Below are 19,672 nucleotides of genomic sequence, written 5' to 3' on the forward strand. Positions count from 1 at the left end.
GCTCGTCAGTCGCGCAGCGGGCGCCCCTCCGAGTCGGGCACCTTGCCGACGAGGATCATGATTCCGTCGATCAGTGGCCAGACGGCACCGATCCCGCAGGTCAGCCAGGACACCGCGATTTGGGCGATGCCGATGTTGGTGTAGCCGAGGTAGAAGCGACCGACCCCGAAACTGCCGACGAAGATCTGCAGCAGCCCGGCGAGCAGCTTGCTCTTGTCCGACAGCGGCCGGCCGTAGGGGTCGACGCCGAACGGCGCGCCGCCGTACGGGGCGACGCCCGAGCCGGCGGCAGCGGTGTTCGCGTGCCATTGCTGGCCGTCCCAATACATTTGGCCGGGCTGGCCGCTCGGATCCGGGTACCACCCGGGGGACGGCTGTTCAGTCATTGTGTTTCCCTCTCTGCTGAAGGCGATGAATGCGTGTGTGGCTCACCGATTTAGCCGGGCTCAACGGTGACGCCAATCATTGCACCGCCGGACCGGATTTGTCCGGTGTGGGATTAGTTCTCCCGCAACCGATCGACGATGAGCGCTCGTGCGGCGCGGCCTTCCCGTGTAGGAGTGAGGGGGTAGACGTGCACCAAGCCGGGCTGTTCGTGGTAGTCGATGTGCACGCCGGCCGCCGCGGCCTTTTCGGCCAGCAGTCGCGCGTCGGGGTTGAGGATGTCGCGGGTGCCGCTGAACACGGTCAGCGGTCCCAGGCCGGACAGGTCGGCGTTCAGGGGGCTGACCATCGGGTCGGTCATCGGGAGGTCACCACACCAGCGGCCGGCGAACTCCAGCAGGCCCACCCGCGTCAGCCACGGATCGTCGACCGCGTCGATCAACGGGTTGGTCAGCGACACGTCCAGGACGGGCGAGATCAGCACGGTTTCGGACAGGACCAGGCTGCGCTCGTCGCGCAGCATCAACGCGACCGACAACGCCATCTGTCCCCCGGCGGAATCACCGGCCAGGCACACGGAGTGGTCGGCTGCCGCCTTTTCGGCCACCAGTTCGGCGATCGTGGGGACCACTTCGGCCGCGGTGGTGAACGGCACCAACGGATAGATCGGCACGACCACTTGCACTCGCGCGCCGGCGGCGATCTGGGCCGCCAATTTCCAATGCTGCGAAGCGATTTCGTTGACCCAGGCCCCTCCGTGCAGGTAGACGACCGTGCGCTGTGCGGTGCGCGAGGCGCCGGAGGTAAGGGTGTAGATCGGCCAGACCGAATGCCGGTCCAGGTGCAGGTTGACCTCCTTGGGCAACCCCGGCGGGGGCCCGTAGAACTGTGGATGCGCGGCGCGCCGGTCGATGTGATCGCGGGCGGTTTGCGCGCTGCGATAGGTGCGCGCCCGCGTCAGCCGAATAACCGCCGGGAGCGCCCGGCTCCTCCAGCTGAGGCTCACCTGATCTCGACCCCCCGCTTGCGCACCCACACCAGGGCGGCGACGGTTCCCACCATCCACACCGCGGTGGCGATGGCCAGGTGCACGAAGCTTTTCGTGTCGCGCCCGAACACCGGCCAGATCAAGGCGGGGACTTTCGTCCACAGCAGGCGATGCTCCACCCCGTTCATCGGGTCGGCGACGTAGTACAGCGCATACGGCAGGGTCAGCGCTAAGATCCAGGCGCCGGTGCGGCGACGATCGCCACGCTGCCGCCACCGCCGCAGCAGCGGCTCGACGCTCACCGGGTGCACCACCGAGAAGAAGTTACCGACGCCGAGCCAGGACACGATAGGCACCGCGACGGTGGGGATCGTCACCGCCAGGCTCGCGGGCGTTTGGAACCACAGGGTGAGGACCATCGCCGTCAGCAACGTCGGCAGCCCGACGATCGCCAGCAGCGCCAGGTTCTTGATCAAGAGCACTCGCCAGAACGGCACCCCGTCGGACAACGCCTGTTGGACGCGGTAGTGGTCGGCGCCGAGCAGGTTGGTGGTGGTGACGTCCGCGAGGACCCAGGAGGAGAAATACGTGCCGACCAGGACGGCCCAGTCGTGGTGGTGGCGCCCGGGCGTGAGTGGCTGCACCAGCAACCAGGCAGCGGCGAAGACGACGTTGGCCACCACGCCCATCAGCCAGTTGCGGGGCGGCGTGAACGCCCAGCGGATCTCGGCGCCGACCGCCGGCCCGAGGTTTTGCTGCAGGTCCTTGGCGGCCCGCCTGGCCGCCGCGGGGCGGGGTGCCGTCGCACGCGCCGCGGCACGCAGCGCGGCGTCCACACGTGGTCGCATCGTCGCGTGTAGTTCCAACATCTGCTCCCCCACATTAGAGCGGTCGTTCATGTCACCACCCGCTCTTGCAACGCTTTTCGCTGCGTGTCGTAGCCGTTGTCAGCTCGGCGGTCCGATATAGCGCCGGTGCAGTTCCTGCTTGAGGAGATGGATCTCGCGGGTGAGCTCGGTGTTGGTCTTCAGCTCCAAGTCCTCCATCTGGTAGTCATGATCGGCCCGGGCCTGCTGGAACGCCGCCTGGCGGTTCTGGCCGATCATCACGAAGGTCGACAGGAAGATCGCTTCGAGCGACACGGCCAGAGTCAGGGTCGGCCATGGATTGGCCTCCAGGAACAGCATCCACACCCCGAACAGGGCCGCATGTAGCCAGACAAAGTTCATCGACCCGGCGAACGCGGTGATCCGGTCGGCCAGGCGCAGCTGGAGGTCCTCGCCTCGCCTCCGGGCCTCCTCCAGGACGGCCGGGTGGTGCACCTGGCCGCCCCGCAGCAGCCGCCGCGGAATCAGTTGCGGACTGTGGCGATGGGCATCGGCCTGTGTCGTCATGGGACCCGTTCCTTTCGGTGCCGTGGCGGCGCGCGCCGCTGGCTCATGCTACTGATGCGGCTCCCCGCGTTCCGACGCCCGATGGCGCATACCTAGAACGTGTTACAGTTTGCCCACCACGCGCGTAAGGAGGCCCGCATGGACGCCGTCGTAGCGGCCCGGCCGACCGAAACCCGCAGCGGCGCAAGCGAATCGCCCCGCGCGTGATTCCGAAACCCAAGCGCGTCGTCGTCGCCGGACTGGGAGATGTCGGTGTCCTGACCGCCATCCGCCTGGCCCGGCACGCCGACGTCGTCGGGATCTCCGCCAAGCCCGCCCTGGTCAGCGGACAGGAACTCGGGGTCCGGCTCTCCCGCCCCGAGGACTGGGCCCGCGACTACTGGATCCCGTTCGACAGGTTCCGCCGCCTCGACGGCGTGCGCACGGTGCAGGCGACGCTGACCGGCCTCGACCTTGCGGCTCGAACGGTGTTGGGCCGGAGCGAAGACGGCACGCCCGTTGCCGAGGAGTACGACGCGCTCGTCATCTCGACCGGCGTCAGCAACGGCTTCTGGCGCCGCCCGACCCTGCAGTCGCCCGACGAGATCGGCGCCGAGCTGCGCGCCGCCCACGACCGGCTGGCGGCCGCCGAGTCGGTGATCGTCGTGGGGGGCGGGGCGGCCGCGGTGAGCAGCGCCGTGAACATCGCGACCACCTGGCCGGGCAAGCGGGTGGACCTGTTCTTCCCCGGCGAACGGGCGTTGGGCGAGTATCACCCGGCGACGTGGCGGCGCATCCGCGACCGATTGACCGACCTCGGCGTGGGCCTGCACCCCGGCCACCGCGCCCAGATCGCCGACGGCTTCTCGGGTGAGGAGATCACCGGGGAACCGGTCCACTGGAGCACCGGCCAACCCCCGGCAGCCGCCGACGCCGTGCTCTGGGCGATAGGCCGGGTGCGGCCCAACACCGACTGGCTGCCACCGGAACTCCTCGACGAACGCGGCTTCGTTCGCGTGACACCCCAGCTGCGGGTGCCCGGTCACCCCGGCGTGTTCGCGGTCGGCGACGTCGCGGCCACCGACCCGCTGCGCAGCTCGGCCCGCAATCGGGGAGATTCGTTGGTAGCAAGCAATATTCGCGCCGAGTTCGCCGGCCGGGAGTTGCGCGCTTTCCGGACTCCGGGGCGGCGGTGGGGTTCGTTGGTGGGCATCCAGCCCAACGGGCTCGAGGTTTTCTTCCCCACGGGCCACTCGTTTCGGTTCCCGTCGTGGTCGGTAGAGCGGGTGGTGATGCCGTGGATCGTCCGATGGGGCATGTATCGCGGGATCCGCGAAAATCAGCCGCTTCGGGTACTCAGCTCTTGATGGACCCGGTTCGCTTGGTGGTGAACGTCGCGACGCACACCATGGCGCGGTCCCCGCGCTGCCACGATTCCCGCGTGGGCGGCATGATCGCGAGGTCGATGTCGGGATCCAGCAGCGCCGTCGGCGAGTACGACGCCAAGTCGTCCTTGCAGTCCTTGCCGTAGGCGCCGAAGCCGGACTCGCCCGGGAACGGGCCGTCGGGAATGGTCACGATCCCGGCCACCTCCGCCGCATGGGGCCGGTCGCAGCTGGTGGTGTCGACCGAGGAGATTCTGTTCCCCCTCGGCAGCTCGGCGAAGCAGTCCCCGACCTTGATGTCCCGCGCGTTGACCGTGTGCGTCGGCGACAGGGCGACCACCGCGATGAGGACGGCGATGCCGACCGCCCACGCGCCGGACAGCACGAGCCCGCCGATCGCCAATCCTCGTCCGCGCTGCCCACCGGGTTTCGTTTTGCCCAGCGCGATGAGACCGAAGATGACGCCGAGCAGGATTCCCCCGCAAGCGCCGAAAATCAGTGAGGCGATGGCGAATCCGCTGGTCGTCTGGGCCTGCGGCGGTTGCGCGTAGCCCGGTGGCGGGTAGGGGCCGGGCGGGTATGGCGCGGGATACGGACTCGGCGGGTACGGCGGCGGATAGGGCGCCGGCGGGTACGGCCCCGGGTAAGGCGGCGGGTATCCACCCTGGGGCGGGGGTGGTTGGTATGGGGGCGGCGGGCCCGGGTCCATCGGATGCGACATGCCTAACTGTACGACCGGAGGTGTCGTCGCGCCTCATTGAGGCGCTCGCGGGCGGCCGGTACCGATCAGATGGCGCTAATCGCCTGTGCGCGTGTATGTTTCGTCGAAGTCAACGCTCCATTGGCAGTCGGAGCGGCCCGACGACTCGTCCAGATGGTCGTGGCCGATCAGCTGCGTGATCGGATCCTGCGGCGGCTGCGGCAGCGCATACTGGCCGGTGGCTCGCGCGTAGACGGCGCCGCCGCAGCCCGGATCGTTGTCGTCGTGCTCGACGTGCAGGGTCCAGGTCCCGCCCTCGAACACCAGCGGTGTGTCAATCGTTTTCGAGTGGAAATAGCTCATGCACCGCTCGCCGGTGCGCAGGCAGTCGGTGATGACGGCCTGGTCGGTCTGCTGTGGCGCGATCCTGGCCTTGAATTTTCGGACCAGGTGGTAGCGGCCGTGCAGCGCTGCGGCCGGCGAGCCCACCCGCGGCGGTAGCGCGTTCGGGTCGGGGAGCTTGTTGATGTCGACGTCGCCGGAGCGGGTGAAGGTCACCGTCCGCTTTTCGTTGCAGGCGTTGGCAGAGGCCCCGCGGTATTCGCCGACGAAGGTGCCGTCCGGCCGCGGCTGCAGCGTCAAGACCTGCCACACCTCGGCCGGGGCGTTTCGGCACTTGTCCGAGCCGATGGTCACGGCCAGCCAGCTCCCGTCCACCTCGTCGAACACCGCGTTCGGTGCGAGCCTCAGCTCGCCGCTGACGCGTTGCGCGGTCGCCCGGCAACCGCTCGACCCGCAGGCCGAGCGGACGGCGTACGTGTCCGTTTCCGGGGCCGCGCCCTGCCCCGGGACACCCTCGAGGGTGGTGCCCTGGCCGAAGCGCACCTGGTAGACACCGGTGAAGGGGCCGGTGTTCGGCGTCGCGGCGGCGGTATTTCCCGGCGCGGCGGTGGGATTGGTCGGGGCGGTGTGGCCCGGACCGGGGTGCCGGAGAAGCTTCACGCCCGCGAAGACACCACCGGCGACGACGAGCGACGCGATGCCCACCAGGGCGCCGATGAGCGCCCGGGGGCGCCGGCGCGGTCGCATGGCGGGGAGAGTCGCGTCGATCCGCGGTTGGGTGTCCGGGAATGGAATGTCGCCGGGCTGGGCGAAGCCCGGGCCCAGCTGGCGGGCCAGTTGGTCGGCGAATTCGCGGCAGCTGCCGAACCGTGCGGATGGCTCCTTGGCCATCGCGGTGGCGAACACGGGATCCAGCGCCGCGAGCTCGGGGCGGCGCGCCGCGATCGAGGGCGGGGCGGCGTTGATGTGTTGGCTGATCACGATGGCGGGGTTGGAATCGGCGTACGGCGGCGAGCCGGTGAGCAGGTGAAAAGCGGTGCAGGCCAACGCATATTGATCCGCGCGCCCGTCGACCCGCTCTCCCTTCAGTTGCTCGGGCGCCACGTAGGCCACGGTGCCGACCGTCATGTTGGTCGCGGTCAGCCCGGTCGCGTCATCGATGTGGCGCGCCAGCCCGAAATCGGCGAGATACACCCGCCGCGCCTGACCGTCGGGGTCGGTGAGCAAGATGTTGGCGGGCTTGACGTCACGGTGCAGCAACCCCCTTCCATGCGCGTAATCCAGCGCCGACCCGACCGCCGTGATGATCGCCACCACGTCTCCGAGCGGCATCCCGCCCGGGTTGTCGCGCAGCAGCCGGCCCGCATCCGTGCCGGCCACGTAATCCATTGAGATCCAGAATTGACCGTCCTCTTCGCCGCGGTCGTGGATCGTCACGATGTGCGGATGGGACAACCCGGCCGCCAACTCGGCCTCACGCATGAAGCGGCCCCGAAACTCCGGGTCGCCCGTCAGGTCGGCTGGCAGGACCTTCAACGCGTCCTCGCGCGGCAGTCGGGGATGCGCCGCCAGGTACACCTGGCCCATCCCGCCCGCGCCCAGCACCCGCACGATCGTGTACCCGGCAAACACCTGACCCGTCTCGAGCGACATGGGCAAATCGTAAATGCTCAAGCCCCAGCGGCACCTAAATTCGCCACGAATACGGAACCGCGCCGTCCGGGCAAACGTGGTGCGCCGCCCTTCCCCCTTAATCGCCGGTGCGCGTGAAGGTTTCGTCGAAGTCCGTGTTGAGCTCGCACGGCGCGCTCTGTTCCTGGTGAGCGCGGCCGGCGAGCTTGGCGATGGGGTCCCCGGGCGGTTGAGGCAGCGGATACACCCCGTTGGATTTCATGCGCGCGGTGCCGCCGGAGTGCGGGCAGGTGACGTCGGCGTCGACGTTCCAGGTCCAGCGTCCGTCTCCGAATACCAGCGGCTGGTCGGCCGACGGTTCGTGGAAGTAGCTCATGCACCGATCGGCGGTACGCAGGCAGTCGGTCCTGACCGCGGTGTTCAACTGCTGCTGCGGCAGGCCGTTCGCGAAGGTTCGAGTGACGCGGTAGCGGCCACGCAGCCCCTGGGCCGGTGACGCCACCCGCGGCGGCTGGGCGCCCGGGTCGGGAAGGGTTTTCACGTCGACGTCGCCGGTACGCGTGAAGGACACGGTGCGCTTGTTGGCGCAGGCGTTGGCGGCGGTCGAGGTGTATTCGCCGTCGAGGCCGCCGTCGGGACGGGGCCGCAGCGTGAAAACCTGCCAGAATTCCGCGGTTGCCTCGCGGCACGCGTCGGGCGCGACGGCGACCGCGATCCAGGCCGCGCCGATCTGGTCGAACACCATCGTCGGTTGCGCCACGGTTTCCCCGCCGAGGCGGGACGCGGTCATCACGCAGCCGGCGGGGCGGCACACCGAGCGCAGGCCATAGGTGCTCGTCAGCGCCGGCGGGGAACCCGCGTCCGGAACGTCGTCGAGGGCGATGTTCGGCCCGAACTCGGCCCGATAGGTGCCGATGAAGGGGCTCGCCGGCGGGGCCGGGCTGCCCGGACCGGTGAACTTCAGCAGTGCGACGACGCCGGCCGCGACCAGCAACGCGATCCCGGCCAGGGCCGCGACGAGGACAGCGGGGCGGCGGCCCACCCGCCTCCAGACGGAGGGTTTCACCCATTGCGGCGCAAGCACAGTCGGGCCCGACGCTTGTTGGGCATCCAAGTCGGCCATCTCGAGGTGCCGGCCCAATTCCCGGGCGAACTCCCCGCAGCTGTTGAACCGGCCGGCCGGGTCCTTGGCCAGCGCGGTGGCGAAGACGGGATCCGCGCCGGTCAGCTCCGGGCGGTGGGCACCGATCGACGGCGCCGCGGCGCTGACGTGTTGGCCGATCACCACCGCGAGGTTGGGGCCGCCGAACGGCGGCGACCCGGCCAGCAGATGAAATGCGGTGCACGCCAAGGCGTATTGATCGGCGCGGCCGTCGACCAACCCGGCCATCAACTGCTCGGGCGCCGCGTAGGCCGCAGTGCCCACCGCCATCCTGGTCGTGGTCAGTCCCGCCGCGTCGTCGACGCGCCGGGCTATCCCGAAGTCGGCCAGGAAGATTCGCCGCGGCTGTCCGTCCGCGTCGGTCACCAGAATGTTGGCCGGCTTCACGTCGCGGTGCAGCAGGCCCCGGTGATGCGCGTAATCGAGCGCCGAGGCGACCGCGTTGATGATCGCCATCGCGTCGTCGACGGGCATCCCGCCCGGGAATTGCTCGCGCAACAGCCGGGCCACGTCGGTGCCGGGCACGTATTCCATCGAGATCCAGAATTGGCCCTGATATTCACCGCGGTCGTGGATCCCCACGATGTGTGGGTGGGACAGCCCCGCGGCCAGCTCCGCTTCCCGCTCGAATCGCTCTCGGTACTGGAGATCGGCGGTGACTTCGGTCGGCAGCACCTTCAGCGCGTCCTGGCGCGGTAACCGCGGGTGCGAGGCCAGATACACCTGCCCCATGCCACCGGAGCCCAGCGGCCGCAGGATGGTGTATCCGGCAAACACCTGACCCGTCTCGAGCGCCATGGCCGAATCGTAGATGCACGCCGCGCGGATCAGTGGCTGTTGAGCAGCAGCATGAGCCCGTAGTCCATGTGGATCTGCTGATGGCAGTGCAGCAGCGACAGCCCTGGCTGATCGGCGACGAAATCGATCTCCATGCTTTGGTACCCGCCCAGCATCGCGACGTCCTTGCGCACGCCGGCGGTCGGTGTGCCGGCGATGTGGGTGATTTCGAAGGTGTGGCGGTGCAGGTGCATCGGGTGCAGGTCGTCGGTGGCGTTGCGGAACCGGATCCGATAGCGCTTGTCGCGCTGCAGATCGAGCACGGGCTGATTGGTCTCCATGGAAAACGCCGTGCCGTTGAACATCCAGACGTTGAAGCCGTTGTCGGCCGCGTTGCGCTTCTCGATCAGCATCTCGATGGTGCGCTCCGGCGGCGGCGCCGGCGCGGGGCTCGGCGGCGCGAACAGCCGGTAATCCCACTTGAACGGCGCGGGCGCGGCCCATTGGGGATCGCCGCCGCGCCCGGCGTATTCCACCACCACCCCCATGCCGTTGCCGCGGTCGTCGTCGGACAGGTCACCGAGCACCCACACGCCCGGGTTGGTCATGTTGACGACCGCCGAAATGCGTTCGGCCGCACCGAGCCACAGCACCGGTACCGGCGCCGGATTGGGCACCGGGTTGCCGTCCAGCGCGACGACGTTGAAGGTGTGCCCGGGCAGGGCCAGGCTGCGGGATTCGGTGGCGCTGCCGTTCAGGACATGCAACAGCACCCGCTGTCCGGGCCGGACGCGGATGGGGTCGCCGTGGCCGAGCATGCGCCCGTTGACGGCGAAGGCACCGTAGCTGACCTCGAAGCCCTTCGGCTCGCCGCGCGCCAGCGAGGCCGCCATCGACGCCTCGCCCTTCTCCTTGAGGTCGGCATCCGGTTCGCCGGCCAGGAATTCGCTGGCCATGTCGCCCCCGTGGCTGAAACTGGGCTCGAACTCCTTGAGCGTCAGGAAGACCTCTTGGTCGTAGGCGCCGGGGTTCTCCTTGGGTTCGATATAGACCGGGCCGACGAGGCCGCTGTACTGGCCGCGGGACAGATCGGCCCGCGGCACGACGTGGGTGTGATAGAAGCGGAAGCCCGCCGGGCCGGGCACAAACGAAATGCGCCGCATGCCGTGTGCCGGGATGTCGGGGGTGCCCTCCTCGGCCGAGCCGTCGACGTCGACACCCACGTGCTGTCCGTGCCAGTGCAGCTGCTCGGGGGCGTCGGTGTCGTTGAAGATGTCCAGCCATGTCCGTTGCCCCTCCTTGAACCGCAGCAAGGGACCGGGGAATTGGCCGTTGTAGGTCAGGGTCGTCGCGGCGTGGCCGGGCGCCAGCTCCACCTTTCCGGTGCCTATCCGCAGCGTGTAATCGGGCTTGCCGGTGGACGGTCCGGGCGGCGTCGTTCGTGAACAGGCCGCCGCGACGCCGGCGGCCCCGCTCGCCGTGATCATCGCCAGCCCGCCGAGGAAGCGGCGTCGGTCGAACGGCATCATCACCGCTCCCGGGCGAGGGTGGGCAGCAGGAATTCGATCCGGTCGTTCAGTTCGCTTGCCACGCGCCGGAATTCGGGGTAGCTCGCCCGGCCCGGGGCGGATGGGTCCGGCAGGCTCCAATGCATCGTGGTGGCCACGCCGTGCTCGTCGGCGTATTCGCGGACCTTGTCGCACAGCGTGATCACGCAATCGAAGCGGCGACGGGCGACCGCGGCCAACGGCCGGGGCCGGCCGCCCCCGAGGTCGATGTCGTACAGGTCGCGCATGATCCGCACCGCGTTCGGGTGAATCTGGGATTTGGGATGGCTGCCCGCGCTCGCGGCACGGACGCGGCCCGCGCCCTTCTTCCGCAGCAGCGCCTCGGCCATCGGCGAGCGCGCACTGTTGCCGGAACACAAGAACAGCACCGACCCGGCCGGCCGGATGGTGCCAGCGGGTGCGAGCGCCGGATGCAAAGCGCTTGCCGCCCCGGCGAATTGCGCCGTGCACCCCGCCAGGTTCAGGTGGTAGTAGGTGTCGCGGGCATCGAAATTGCTGCGCCGCGCGTCGATCAGCCCCGCCGAGCGCAACAGCCGCAGGTGATACGACACCAGGTTTTGCGGCTCGCCGACGGCGGCGGCCAATTCCCGTACCCGGTGGTCGCCCGCGGCGAGCTCGGCGAGCAACGCCCACCGCACCGGGTGCGACGCCATCTGCATCAGCGGGGGAACGTCCGCGCGCTTGGTTGCCGCCACCTCATGGAGAATACATCAAACTGATTTGATAGGTTAGGCGCCGTGAACGAGCTGCGCCGGACCCTGGGCGTGTTCGACGCGGTGGTGATCGGGCTGGGCTCGATGATCGGCGCCGGCATCTTCGCGGCGCTCGGCCCGGCGGCACGCGCCGCCGGCTCCGGTCTGCTGTTGGGGCTGGCGTTGGCGGCGGTCGTGGCCTACTGCAACGCCACTTCCTCCGCGCGGCTGGCCGCCCTCTACCCGGCCTCCGGCGGCACCTATCTGTACGGGCGCAAGCGGCTCGGCGACTTCTGGGGCTATCTGGCGGGTTGGGGCTTCGTCGTCGGCAAGACCGCCTCGTGCGCGGCGATGGCCCTGACCGTCGGCACCTACGCCTGGCCGGCGCAGGCGCATGCGGTGGCCGTCGCCGCGGTGGTCGCGCTGACAGCGGTGAACTACGTCGGGGTGCAGAAGTCGGCGTGGCTGACCCGGATCATCGTCGCGGTGGTCCTGGCGGTGCTGGCCGCGGTCGTCGTCGCCGTCTTCACCTCCCACAGCGTCAGCGCCGAGCGCCTGCACATGGCGGGAGTCACGGTCGGCGGCGTGATCCAGGCGGCAGGACTGCTGTTTTTCGCCTTTGCCGGTTACGCGCGCATCGCCACGCTGGGCGAGGAGGTGCGCGACCCGGCGCGCACGATCCCCCGGGCCATCCCGCTGGCACTGGCGATCGCGCTGGCCGTCTACGCGCTGGTGGCCGTCGCGGCGCTCGCCGCGTTGGGGCCGCGGCGCCTGGCCGAGGCGTCCGCGCCGCTGTCCGAGGCGGTGCGAATGGCGGGGATGGCCTGGCTGGCGCCGGTCGTGCAGGTCGGCGCGGCGGTCGCGGCGCTGGGCTCGCTGCTGGCGCTGATCCTGGGGGTCTCGCGGACCACATTGGCTATGGCGCGCGACCATCACTTCCCCCACGCTCTCACCGCCGTGCACCCCAGGTTCGGCGTCCCCCACCGCGCCGAGCTGCTGATCGGCGTCGTGGTGGCGGTGTTGGCCGCGACCGCCGACCTGCGGGGGGCGATCGGGTTTTCCTCGTTCGCGGTGCTCATCTACTACGCGGTCGCCAACGCCTCGGCGTTCACGCTGAGGCCCGACGAGGGCCGCCCGCCGCGCGCGATCCCGGTGGTCGGGCTGGTCGGGTGCGTGGTGCTGGCATTCGCGCTGCCGCTGTCTTCGGTGCTGTCCGGGACGGCGGTGCTGGGGATCGGCGCCGCGGCGTACGCGATTCCCGGGCGGTCCGAACGGGAAGACTGACCGGGTGACCGAGCCCGGGACAGACGCATTCGAAAAGCTGGTGGCGCTGCTGAACTATCCGATGTTCGTGGTAACCACCCAGGCCGACGGTGTGCCGGCCGGCTGTCTGGTCGGTTTCGCCAGCCAGGCCAGCATCCATCCACCGCGTTTCCTGGTCGGGTTGTCCAGGAAGAACCACACGTTCCGGGTGGCCGCGGGCGCCAGCCACCTGGCGGTGCACGTGTTCGACCGCGAGCATCTCGGTGTCGCGGAGTTGTTCGGCAGCCAGACCGGCGACGACATCAACAAGTTCGACCGGTGCTCCTGGCATCGCGGGCCGGCGCAGCTGCCCATTCTCGACGACGCGGCCGCCTGGTTCGCCGGCAAGATCCTCGACCGCTTCCCCCTGGGTGACCACGTCGGGCACCTGCTCGAACCGGTGGACGGCCAACCTCCGCGAGAGCTCGAGCAGTGGGTGTCCTTCGGCGACGTCCGCCATCTGGAACCGGGCCACGAGGCCTGAGGTGACGCCCCGGGTGGGCGCCGTCGGCGACATCGCCGAACTCGCGTCGTTCTACGCCGATCCCCTACCGGGCGTGCGCGCCAACATGATCTTCAGCGCCGACGGCGCCGCGGCGTTCACCGGTCGGGCCGGCCCGCTGTCCTGTCCCACCGATCAACGGCTGCTCAGGATCCTGCGCGGCTTCGCGGACGTGGTTCTGGTCGGCGCGGGCACGGCGCGCGCCGAGAACTACGGCCCCGTGCGGCTCGTCGATGCGCACCGGGGCGCCCCGCCGCCGATCGCCGTGATCACCCGCACGGGGAACCTGCCCGCCAGGCTGTTCAGCGATCCCGACCAGCCCCCGATCCTGGTCACCTGTGCGCGCTCGGCCGCCCGCCACGACGCGCGCCGGCGGATCCTGGTGGCCGGCGAGGACTCCGTCGATGTGGCGCGGGCCGTCGACCTGCTGCGCTCCCAGGGCATGGACCGCATCCTGTGCGAGGGCGGGCCGACCCTGCTCGACGAGCTGGTGGAGGCCGACGCCGTCACCGAAATCTGTGTGACGGTGGCCCCCATGCTCGCGGGGAGCCAGCCCGTCGGCAGCCGGCGGCCCGCACGGCTGTCCGTGCCGGTCGAGATGCGGCTCGAGCACGCCTTGGCCTACGACGACTACGTGTTCCTGAAGTATCGCCGCTGAGCGGGCGGTCAGCCCCGGGGATAACCTCGGCGGACCGTCCGGTCGAGGATGCCCAGGGTTGCCCGCAGCGCACCCTCGGAGAGGACCGGAAAAATCCCGGCGTCGCGCCACTGCGGGTCGATGTTCGACCAGTCGTAGAACGAGGTGACCACGGTGGACGCGCCGCCTTCGGCCGGCTCGAGCCGGTAGCCGTAGACGTGGCCTATCTGGGGGCGGATCTGGCCGAGGATCGTCCACGAAATTAGCCGATCCTTCTCGAACTCCTTGATGTCGACGGTGACGTCGTATTTGCCGAGCTGCGGATAGTCGTTGAGCGACTCGCGGTCCATGTGCACCACGAAGCTGTCGCCGATGCCCGTCACCGGGTCACCCTCGGCGTCCTGGAGCATGCCCGAGGAATCGATGGACACGTGGCCCTGCGGGTCGCACAACACCGCGAAGATGTCGGCGGCCGGGGCTCCGATGGTGCGGCGGGTCTCGATGCGTTCTTCGGTCATGAGTCCTCGCAGCCGGCGCAGACAATCTGATTTGCCTCGCCGGTTACTCTACGTCGCCGCGGCCGGTCGGCGTCAGTGCCTTCGCGATTGCTGGACGCTCGCTCGGCATGCAGCGACGCACTGGGCTTCCTATGATGAGAGCTTGGGGAAAATTTCATCGAATTGCCTGCGCGACACAATCTTCAGTCCATCGCCGTCCGACTTCTTCTCGCGGGCACAGAGAGGAGGTTGGCGGGCGACGTGAAGGATTCAAACGGCGAGGACGAATACCGCAATCTGGCGGTGAACCGGCTGCGGCCCAGCGAGCTGCAATGGGCGCTGAACAACGATTCCGTGCACGGGATCGCCTACGCTTTCCGCAACCCCGTCGCCGTCGCCGAGTCGATCGACGATCCGCAGGACGACCGCAAGACCTATCTGATCCGGGTAAGGCGTGACGATTTGGCCTCCGCCCTGGGAAAGATCAACGACTGGATCGTCAGAAATCCCGGCCCGGCGGGCATGCAGGCCTACGGCTTCGTCCGGGCGCTGTCACGGGAGGGGCTCAGCGAAAAGACCGGCGAAGAGGAATGCCGGTGATCCCCGACCCCGGAGTCCGTAGCCAGCCGACCGGGAATTAGCTGGCTTTCTGGCAATTCAGCGTGCCCCGCGGTTGCCCGAACCATTAGCCTTATGCCTGGCACGCCGCGCTTCGGTGTGGGTTTTGCGGCGCGTGGCGGCGGGTGAGGAGTCGGCGATGGGTGACACGACCGCGGATTCGCGGGAGGGCTCGCAGTTCGGGCCGTATCGGCTGCGGCGGCTGGTCGGCCGCGGCGGCATGGGCGACGTCTACGAGGCCGAGGACACGGTGCGGGAACGCATCGTGGCGCTCAAGCTGATGTCGCAGACGCTGTCCAGCGATCCCGTCTTCCGCTCGCGAATGCAGCGCGAGGCCCGCACCGCGGGGCGGCTGCAGGAACCGCACGTCGTGCCGATCCACGACTTCGGCGAAATCGACGGGCAGCTCTACGTCGACATGCGCCTGATCGACGGCAACAACCTGGCCGCCACGCTGAGCCGTTTCGGACCGCTGTCCCCGCCACGGGCGGTGGCGATCGTGCGCCAGATCGGCTCGGCGCTCGACGCCGCGCACGCGGCCGGGGTGATGCATCGCGACGTGAAGCCGGAGAACATCCTCGTCAGCGCCGACGATTTCGCGTATCTCGTCGATTTCGGGATCGCCAGCGCCACGTCCGACGAAAAGCTGACCCAGTTCGGCACCACCGTAGGCACCGTGAAATACATGGCCCCGGAACGGTTCAGCGAAACCGAAGTCACCTATCGGGCCGACATCTACGCGCTGGCCTGCGTCTTGTATGAGTGCTTGACCGGCGCCCCGCCCTACACGGGCGACACCATCAGCGTGATGGGGGCCCACCTCAACCAGGCGATCCCGCGCCCCAGCGCCGCGCGCCCGAGCATTCCGGTGGCCTTCGACGGCGTGATCGCGCGCGGCATGGCCAAGGATCCCGCGGCGCGCTACGCCACCTGTGGTGACCTGTCGGCGGCCGCGTACGCCGCGCTCGCCACGCCCGATCAGGATCGGGCCACCGACATTCTCGAACGCAGCCAGGTGGCGAAGCTGCCGGCCTCGTTCGCCGGCCAGCCGCCCAGCGGTTTCGCAGCCATGCCCCCGTCCGTCATGGCGAACCACGCGCCGCCCCAGGCCCCGGCGTGGCCCACGGGATCGGCTCCGGGGACACCGGTGGGCGGTGGACCGGTGCCGCAGCCGACGGGATGGCCCGGCACTCCCACCTGGGGCACGGGCGACATGGGCAGCGTCGGCGCCCCGCTATGGGGGCAGCCGCCACCGAGCAATCGGAAGCCCTTGCTGTGGATCGGCGCCGCCGTGGCGGTGGTGGTCGCCGTGGTGGTCGGCTTGGCGGTCGTCGCCGCCCATCCCTGGGAGTCGGCGTCCCCGTCGACCCGGCCCGCCACGCCGACGTCGGCGGCGCCTCCGCCGGACGCGGTGGAGCTCAAGGTGCTCGACGACGGTGTGTCCATCGGCAGCTCGGCCGCCCCGACGACGATCGACATCTTCAACGAGCCGATCTGCCCGCCGTGCGGCAGCTTCATCCGGTCGAACGCCGGTGACATCGACAGCGCGGTGAACAACAAGAAGCTCGCGGTGCGCTATCACCTGCTCAACTTCCTCGACGACAAGTCGCACAGCAAGAACTACTCGTCGCGCGCGGTTGCCGCGACGTATTGCGTTGCGGGGCAGAACGATCCGAAGCTCTACATGAACTTCTACTCGGGCCTGTTCGCCAGCAACTTCCAGCCCGCGGAGGACGCCCCCGAGGACCGCACCGACGGCGAACTGGCCCAGCTGGCCAAGACCGTCGGCGTCGACGCCAGCGTGATCGACTGCATCAAGGGCGGCGATGACGTCGGCACCGCGAAGGCCAAGGCCGCGGCCGGGGACGCGACGCTGACCGGACTCAACGCCACCGGCACGCCGTTCGTGTGGGACGGCACCAGGTCGATCAACTACCAGGATCCGACCTGGCTCACCAAGCTGCTCGGGTAACCCACGAAATGGGGTTGCGGCGGTGGGAGATTCCGCCGCACGTCCGCCCGTTCGCTAGGGATGCGGCGTGGACGGCGCCGGTGAAGGCGTTTGCGACGGACCCATCATTCCGCCAGGACCCATCATTCCGCCGGGACCCATCATTCCGCCCGGGCCCATCATTCCGCCCATTCCGCCCTGGCCCATCATCGGGCAGCTGCCCTCATGGCCGCCGTAATAGCCCCGGTGCCAGCCGGAGTGGGCGCCGGCGGACCAGCCCAGGAACAGGCCCCAGAACAAGATCGACCCGACGATGAAGACCACGCCGGCGACGATGACAACCCACGCCGCGGCTTGTCCTAGACGGCTGGGCGCGCCGTATCGGTTGCCGTAGCGGGGTTGCTCGCTCACGGGGGTCGGTTCGATCGTGGGTTCAGGTGTGTCTGTCATGGTTCGAAGGATCGCACACATATACCCCTCGGGGGTAGGGACTATTGGCCCTAGTATGGGAGGTCTGGATCTGGTCAGCTTGGCGAAGCGACTCCGGATTTGGAGGGAACGTCATGGTCAAGTTCAGCCGACGGGCGGCGCTTGCCACGCTCGGTGCGCTGGGTGCGGGCAGCGTGTTAGGCGTGCAGGCGGCCCGCCGCAGCGTCGTCGCGTCGCCGTCCGCGGGTATCCGGCTGGCCGACGGATGCGGTTTCATGGGTGCGGGTTCGGTGGACATGAGCCGCTATATGGAGATGTTCATGCGGCACCGGGAAATCAGCCGCACGGTGGAAGAGATCCCGGGCGGGGTGCGCACCACCACCCAATCGAGCTCGCCGGAACTTGCCGCCCAACTCCAGGCGCATGTCTCGAGCATGTACGCCCACCTCGATCAAGGTACGGAGGTGACATGCATGAGCCAGAGCCTGCCGACGCTGTTTCGCCGCGCGAACGGCTATCGCCGCCAATTCACCTTCACCGCAACGGGTGTGACCGCCGAGGAGACTTCCGAGGATCCCGCCCTCACCGACGCCATTCGCGCCCACGCGCGCGAGGTTACCGGGTTCGTCGAGCAGGGAATGCCCGCCATGATGCAGCAGATGATGGGCGGCTGCATGATGGGACCGGGCGGCATGATGGGTCCGCCCCGTGGCCGATAAACCGTTGCCCGCCTTGGCTCTAGACCCTCACGCCGCGGAGGCCGCTAGTCGCCGGTGCGCGCGAACTTCGCGTCGACGTCCGTGCTGCCGCAGTTGGTCCCCGCGGAATTCGCCACGTCCTCGTGGCCGTGCCCGGTGAGCAACGCGATCGGGTCCTGGGCCGGTTGCGGCATCGGGAAATGCGCGACGATCCGCACGTGCGCCGTGCCGCCCTTCGAGCAGCGGCCGTCGAACTCGCGGTCGTAGATCCACTCCCCGCCGCCGAACACCAACGCCATGGCGGACGCCGGGGGTGCGTGGAAGAAGCTCATGCACCGATCGCCGGTGCGCAGGCAGTCCGTGCGGACGACGTAGTCCTGCTGGCCTTTGAATCCGGTTGGCGTGACATCGGATTCGTGGTAGTGGCCGTGCACCGCTTCGGCCGGTGACGCCACCCGCGGCGGCAGCGCGTTCGGGTCGGCCACGCTGCCGAGGTCGACGTCTCCGGTGCGGGTGAAGGTCACGTTGCGTTTGTTGGCGCAGCCCTTGGCCATGATCTCGGTGGCCTCCCCCGCGAGCGTGCCGTCGGGACGGGGTTGCAGCGTGAACGTTTCCCAGATCTCGCCTTCGGCGTTGCCACCGCCGCACGTGCTCGTGCCGGCGGTGACGGCCCGCCACGTTCCGTCGACCTGATCGAACACGATCGTCGGCACCTGCATGGTCTCGCCGGTCAGGCGCGTCGCGGTCGCCACGCAACCGGTTGGGCGGCACGCCGAACTAACGGCCCAGGTTTCGCCCGACGGCGCGGCGCCCGGGGGTGGCATGCCTTCGATGCTGGTGATCCGGGCGAAGTCGGCCCGGTAGACGCCCGTGAAGGGGCCCGTGTTGGGCGGCGGCGCCTTGGGACCGGGGCTGGCCGTGGGCGCCGCGGTGTTCGCCGGCTTGTTGGACTGGGTGAGCTTCTGGGAGGCGAAGACTCCGCCGGCGATCAGCAGCGCGACGCCTGCCAGGGCGGGGATCAGTACCGCCGGCCTTCGGCTCCAACGTTTCCAGGTTGCCGGCTTCGGCCGCAGCGGGACGGTCGGCGCGGCCACGCCGAACGAGGGTTGGGTGATTGCGCTGTCCGGGCGGGCCGGGATCTCGTCGGCATAGGCGAAGCTCGGCAGCGGCTGCCCGCCGAGGTGGGCGGCGAACTCCCCGCAGCTGGCGAACCGGCCGGACGGCTCCTTGGCCATCGCGGTAGCGAACACCGGATCGAGCAGGGCCAACTCCGGTCGCTGCGCACCGATCGACGGCGGCGGGGCGTTGACGTGCTGGCTGATCACCACGGCGGGATTGGAGTCGACATACGGCTGCGCGCCGGTCAGCAGGTGAAATGCGGTGCAGGCCAGGGCGTATTGGTCCGCGCGCCCGTCGATCGGCTCGCCCTTGAGCTGCTCGGGCGCCGCGTAGGCCGCCGTGCCGACCGTCATGTTGGTCGCGGTCAGCCCGGTCGCGTCCTCGATGCGCCGGGCGATCCCGAAGTCGGCCAGAAACACCCGTCGCTCCTGGCCGTCGGGTTCGGCCAGCAGGATGTTGGCCGGCTTGACGTCGCGGTGCAGCAGGCCGCGATGGTGCGCGTAATCCAGCGCCTCGGCGACCGCGGTGATGATCGGCACCACCTCGTCGAGCGGCATTCCGCCGGGGTAGCTTCCGCGCAACAGCCGGCCCGCATCGGTGCCGGGCACGTAGGCCATCGAAATCCAGAAATGGCCGTCCTCTTCGCCGCGGTCGTGCACCCGCACGATGTGCGGATGCGACAAGCCCGCCGCCAGGTCGGCCTCGCGCACGAACCGGGCGCGAAACTCCGCGTCGGCGGTGAGGTCGGGCGGCAGCACTTTGAGCGCGTCCTCGCGCGGCAGTCGCGGGTGCGCCGCCAAATAGACCTGGCCCATGCCGCCCGAACCCAGCAGCCGCAGGATCGTATACCCGGCGAATACCTGGCCAACTTCGAGCGACATGGCCGAATCGTAAGTCTTGTCTTCGCGGCTTTGCG

19 protein-coding genes are annotated in these 19,672 nt (G+C 69.3%); 7 read left to right on the forward strand and 12 right to left on the reverse strand.

The window, feature by feature from the left end; translation table 11 throughout:
* Nucleotides 1-5: 5 nt before the first annotated feature.
* The 4 genes from AC5Y2S_RS25405 to AC5Y2S_RS25420 all read right to left on the reverse strand — a co-directional run bounded on the left by AC5Y2S_RS25405 (nt 6) and on the right by AC5Y2S_RS25420 (nt 2,766).
* A complete protein-coding gene (locus tag AC5Y2S_RS25405; RefSeq protein WP_499959145.1) occupies nt 6-386 on the reverse strand; it encodes an NINE protein in 381 nt (126 codons plus the stop codon).
* 113 nt (nt 387-499) lie between these two features.
* Nucleotides 500-1,390: an alpha/beta hydrolase gene (locus AC5Y2S_RS25410; RefSeq protein WP_499959146.1), complete on the reverse strand. Its 891-nt coding sequence runs from the start codon at nt 1,388-1,390 to the stop codon at nt 500-502.
* The gene (locus AC5Y2S_RS25415; protein WP_499959243.1) at nt 1,387-2,220 is read right to left on the reverse strand and encodes a hypothetical protein; all 834 of its coding nucleotides are present in this window, start codon (nt 2,218-2,220) and stop codon (nt 1,387-1,389) included. The genes AC5Y2S_RS25410 and AC5Y2S_RS25415 overlap by 4 nt, the downstream gene beginning before the upstream one ends.
* A gap of 99 nt (nt 2,221-2,319) precedes the next feature.
* Entirely contained in the window at nt 2,320-2,766 is a 447-nt protein-coding gene (locus AC5Y2S_RS25420; protein WP_499959147.1) for a DUF1003 domain-containing protein, read from the reverse strand.
* A 206-nt stretch (nt 2,767-2,972) separates the two neighbouring features.
* Here AC5Y2S_RS25420 and AC5Y2S_RS25425 point away from each other — a divergent pair, with 206 nt between their 5' ends.
* The gene (locus tag AC5Y2S_RS25425) at nt 2,973-4,112 is read left to right on the forward strand and encodes an NAD(P)/FAD-dependent oxidoreductase (protein WP_499959244.1); all 1,140 of its coding nucleotides are present in this window, start codon (nt 2,973-2,975) and stop codon (nt 4,110-4,112) included.
* Here the strand turns inward: AC5Y2S_RS25425 and AC5Y2S_RS25430 are convergent.
* The 5 genes from AC5Y2S_RS25430 to AC5Y2S_RS25450 form a co-directional block, all read right to left on the reverse strand.
* Nucleotides 4,102-4,851 (reverse strand): DUF4190 domain-containing protein, encoded by a 750-nt coding sequence (locus AC5Y2S_RS25430; protein WP_499959148.1) that lies wholly within the window; start codon nt 4,849-4,851, stop codon nt 4,102-4,104. The two genes, AC5Y2S_RS25425 and AC5Y2S_RS25430, sit on opposite strands and share 11 nt — an antisense overlap.
* A 75-nt stretch (nt 4,852-4,926) precedes the next feature.
* Nucleotides 4,927-6,825: a serine/threonine-protein kinase gene (locus AC5Y2S_RS25435; RefSeq protein ID WP_499959150.1), complete on the reverse strand. Its 1,899-nt coding sequence runs from the start codon at nt 6,823-6,825 to the stop codon at nt 4,927-4,929.
* Between the two features lie 97 nt (nt 6,826-6,922).
* Nucleotides 6,923-8,764 carry a serine/threonine-protein kinase gene (locus AC5Y2S_RS25440; protein WP_499959152.1) on the reverse strand — a complete coding sequence of 614 codons (1,842 nt, stop codon included), beginning with the start codon at nt 8,762-8,764 and terminating at the stop codon, nt 6,923-6,925.
* A gap of 29 nt (nt 8,765-8,793) precedes the next feature.
* On the reverse strand, nt 8,794-10,275 hold the full coding sequence (locus AC5Y2S_RS25445) for a multicopper oxidase family protein (protein WP_499959154.1): 1,482 nt from the start codon (nt 10,273-10,275) through the stop codon (nt 8,794-8,796).
* The gene (locus AC5Y2S_RS25450; protein ID WP_499959156.1) at nt 10,272-11,006 is read right to left on the reverse strand and encodes an arsenate reductase/protein-tyrosine-phosphatase family protein; all 735 of its coding nucleotides are present in this window, start codon (nt 11,004-11,006) and stop codon (nt 10,272-10,274) included. The genes AC5Y2S_RS25445 and AC5Y2S_RS25450 overlap by 4 nt, the downstream gene beginning before the upstream one ends.
* A 42-nt stretch (nt 11,007-11,048) precedes the next feature.
* Between AC5Y2S_RS25450 and AC5Y2S_RS25455 the strand changes: the two genes are divergently transcribed.
* From AC5Y2S_RS25455 to AC5Y2S_RS25465, 3 genes are read left to right on the forward strand one after another with little or no spacing between them, the layout of a single operon-like run.
* Nucleotides 11,049-12,287 (forward strand): APC family permease, encoded by a 1,239-nt coding sequence (locus tag AC5Y2S_RS25455; protein WP_499959158.1) that lies wholly within the window; start codon nt 11,049-11,051, stop codon nt 12,285-12,287.
* 4 nt (nt 12,288-12,291) lie between these two features.
* Nucleotides 12,292-12,789: a flavin reductase family protein gene (locus AC5Y2S_RS25460; protein ID WP_499959159.1), complete on the forward strand. Its 498-nt coding sequence runs from the start codon at nt 12,292-12,294 to the stop codon at nt 12,787-12,789.
* A 1-nt stretch (nt 12,790) separates the two neighbouring features.
* Complete coding sequence (locus AC5Y2S_RS25465; protein WP_499959160.1) at nt 12,791-13,465, forward strand: pyrimidine reductase family protein; 675 nt, start codon at nt 12,791-12,793, stop codon at nt 13,463-13,465.
* 8 nt (nt 13,466-13,473) lie between these two features.
* Here the strand turns inward: AC5Y2S_RS25465 and AC5Y2S_RS25470 are convergent, their stop codons facing one another.
* On the reverse strand, nt 13,474-13,962 hold the full coding sequence (locus AC5Y2S_RS25470; protein ID WP_499906692.1) for an SRPBCC family protein: 489 nt from the start codon (nt 13,960-13,962) through the stop codon (nt 13,474-13,476).
* A gap of 282 nt (nt 13,963-14,244) precedes the next feature.
* Between AC5Y2S_RS25470 and AC5Y2S_RS25475 the strand changes: the two genes are divergently transcribed.
* Both AC5Y2S_RS25475 and AC5Y2S_RS25480 read left to right on the forward strand, forming a co-directional pair.
* Nucleotides 14,245-14,541 (forward strand): hypothetical protein, encoded by a 297-nt coding sequence (locus AC5Y2S_RS25475; RefSeq protein WP_499906888.1) that lies wholly within the window; start codon nt 14,245-14,247, stop codon nt 14,539-14,541.
* 157 nt (nt 14,542-14,698) lie between these two features.
* Nucleotides 14,699-16,531 (forward strand): serine/threonine protein kinase PknE, encoded by a 1,833-nt coding sequence (locus AC5Y2S_RS25480; protein WP_499959162.1) that lies wholly within the window; start codon nt 14,699-14,701, stop codon nt 16,529-16,531.
* A 54-nt stretch (nt 16,532-16,585) separates the two neighbouring features.
* Here AC5Y2S_RS25480 and AC5Y2S_RS25485 read toward each other — a convergent pair whose 3' ends face one another.
* Nucleotides 16,586-16,960: a hypothetical protein gene (locus AC5Y2S_RS25485; protein WP_499959164.1), complete on the reverse strand. Its 375-nt coding sequence runs from the start codon at nt 16,958-16,960 to the stop codon at nt 16,586-16,588.
* A gap of 113 nt (nt 16,961-17,073) precedes the next feature.
* On the opposite strand from AC5Y2S_RS25485, the gene AC5Y2S_RS25490 reads away from it, so the two are divergent.
* Nucleotides 17,074-17,658 carry a hypothetical protein gene (locus tag AC5Y2S_RS25490; protein WP_499959166.1) on the forward strand — a complete coding sequence of 195 codons (585 nt, stop codon included), beginning with the start codon at nt 17,074-17,076 and terminating at the stop codon, nt 17,656-17,658.
* Nucleotides 17,659-17,702: 44 nt separating this feature from the next.
* Here AC5Y2S_RS25490 and AC5Y2S_RS25495 read toward each other — a convergent pair whose 3' ends face one another.
* On the reverse strand, nt 17,703-19,637 hold the full coding sequence (locus tag AC5Y2S_RS25495; RefSeq protein ID WP_499959168.1) for a serine/threonine-protein kinase: 1,935 nt from the start codon (nt 19,635-19,637) through the stop codon (nt 17,703-17,705).
* Nucleotides 19,638-19,672: the final 35 nt, after the last annotated feature.

The sequence above is a fragment of the Mycobacterium sp. NGS69 genome, from assembly GCF_059812165.1.

Coding starts and splice junctions, on each gene's coding strand:
- AC5Y2S_RS25470 (WP_499906692.1), bottom strand. CDS start 13,962: ATGACCGAAGAACGCATCGAGACCCGCCGCACCATCGGAGCCCCGGCC.
- AC5Y2S_RS25490 (WP_499959166.1), top strand. CDS start 17,074: ATGGTCAAGTTCAGCCGACGGGCGGCGCTTGCCACGCTCGGTGCGCTG.
- AC5Y2S_RS25495 (WP_499959168.1), bottom strand. CDS start 19,637: ATGTCGCTCGAAGTTGGCCAGGTATTCGCCGGGTATACGATCCTGCGG.
- AC5Y2S_RS25480 (WP_499959162.1), top strand. CDS start 14,699: ATGGGTGACACGACCGCGGATTCGCGGGAGGGCTCGCAGTTCGGGCCG.
- AC5Y2S_RS25420 (WP_499959147.1), bottom strand. CDS start 2,766: ATGACGACACAGGCCGATGCCCATCGCCACAGTCCGCAACTGATTCCG.
- AC5Y2S_RS25405 (WP_499959145.1), bottom strand. CDS start 386: ATGACTGAACAGCCGTCCCCCGGGTGGTACCCGGATCCGAGCGGCCAG.
- AC5Y2S_RS25485 (WP_499959164.1), bottom strand. CDS start 16,960: ATGACAGACACACCTGAACCCACGATCGAACCGACCCCCGTGAGCGAG.
- AC5Y2S_RS25435 (WP_499959150.1), bottom strand. CDS start 6,825: ATGTCGCTCGAGACGGGTCAGGTGTTTGCCGGGTACACGATCGTGCGG.
- AC5Y2S_RS25440 (WP_499959152.1), bottom strand. CDS start 8,764: ATGGCGCTCGAGACGGGTCAGGTGTTTGCCGGATACACCATCCTGCGG.
- AC5Y2S_RS25415 (WP_499959243.1), bottom strand. CDS start 2,220: ATGCGACCACGTGTGGACGCCGCGCTGCGTGCCGCGGCGCGTGCGACG.
- AC5Y2S_RS25430 (WP_499959148.1), bottom strand. CDS start 4,851: ATGTCGCATCCGATGGACCCGGGCCCGCCGCCCCCATACCAACCACCC.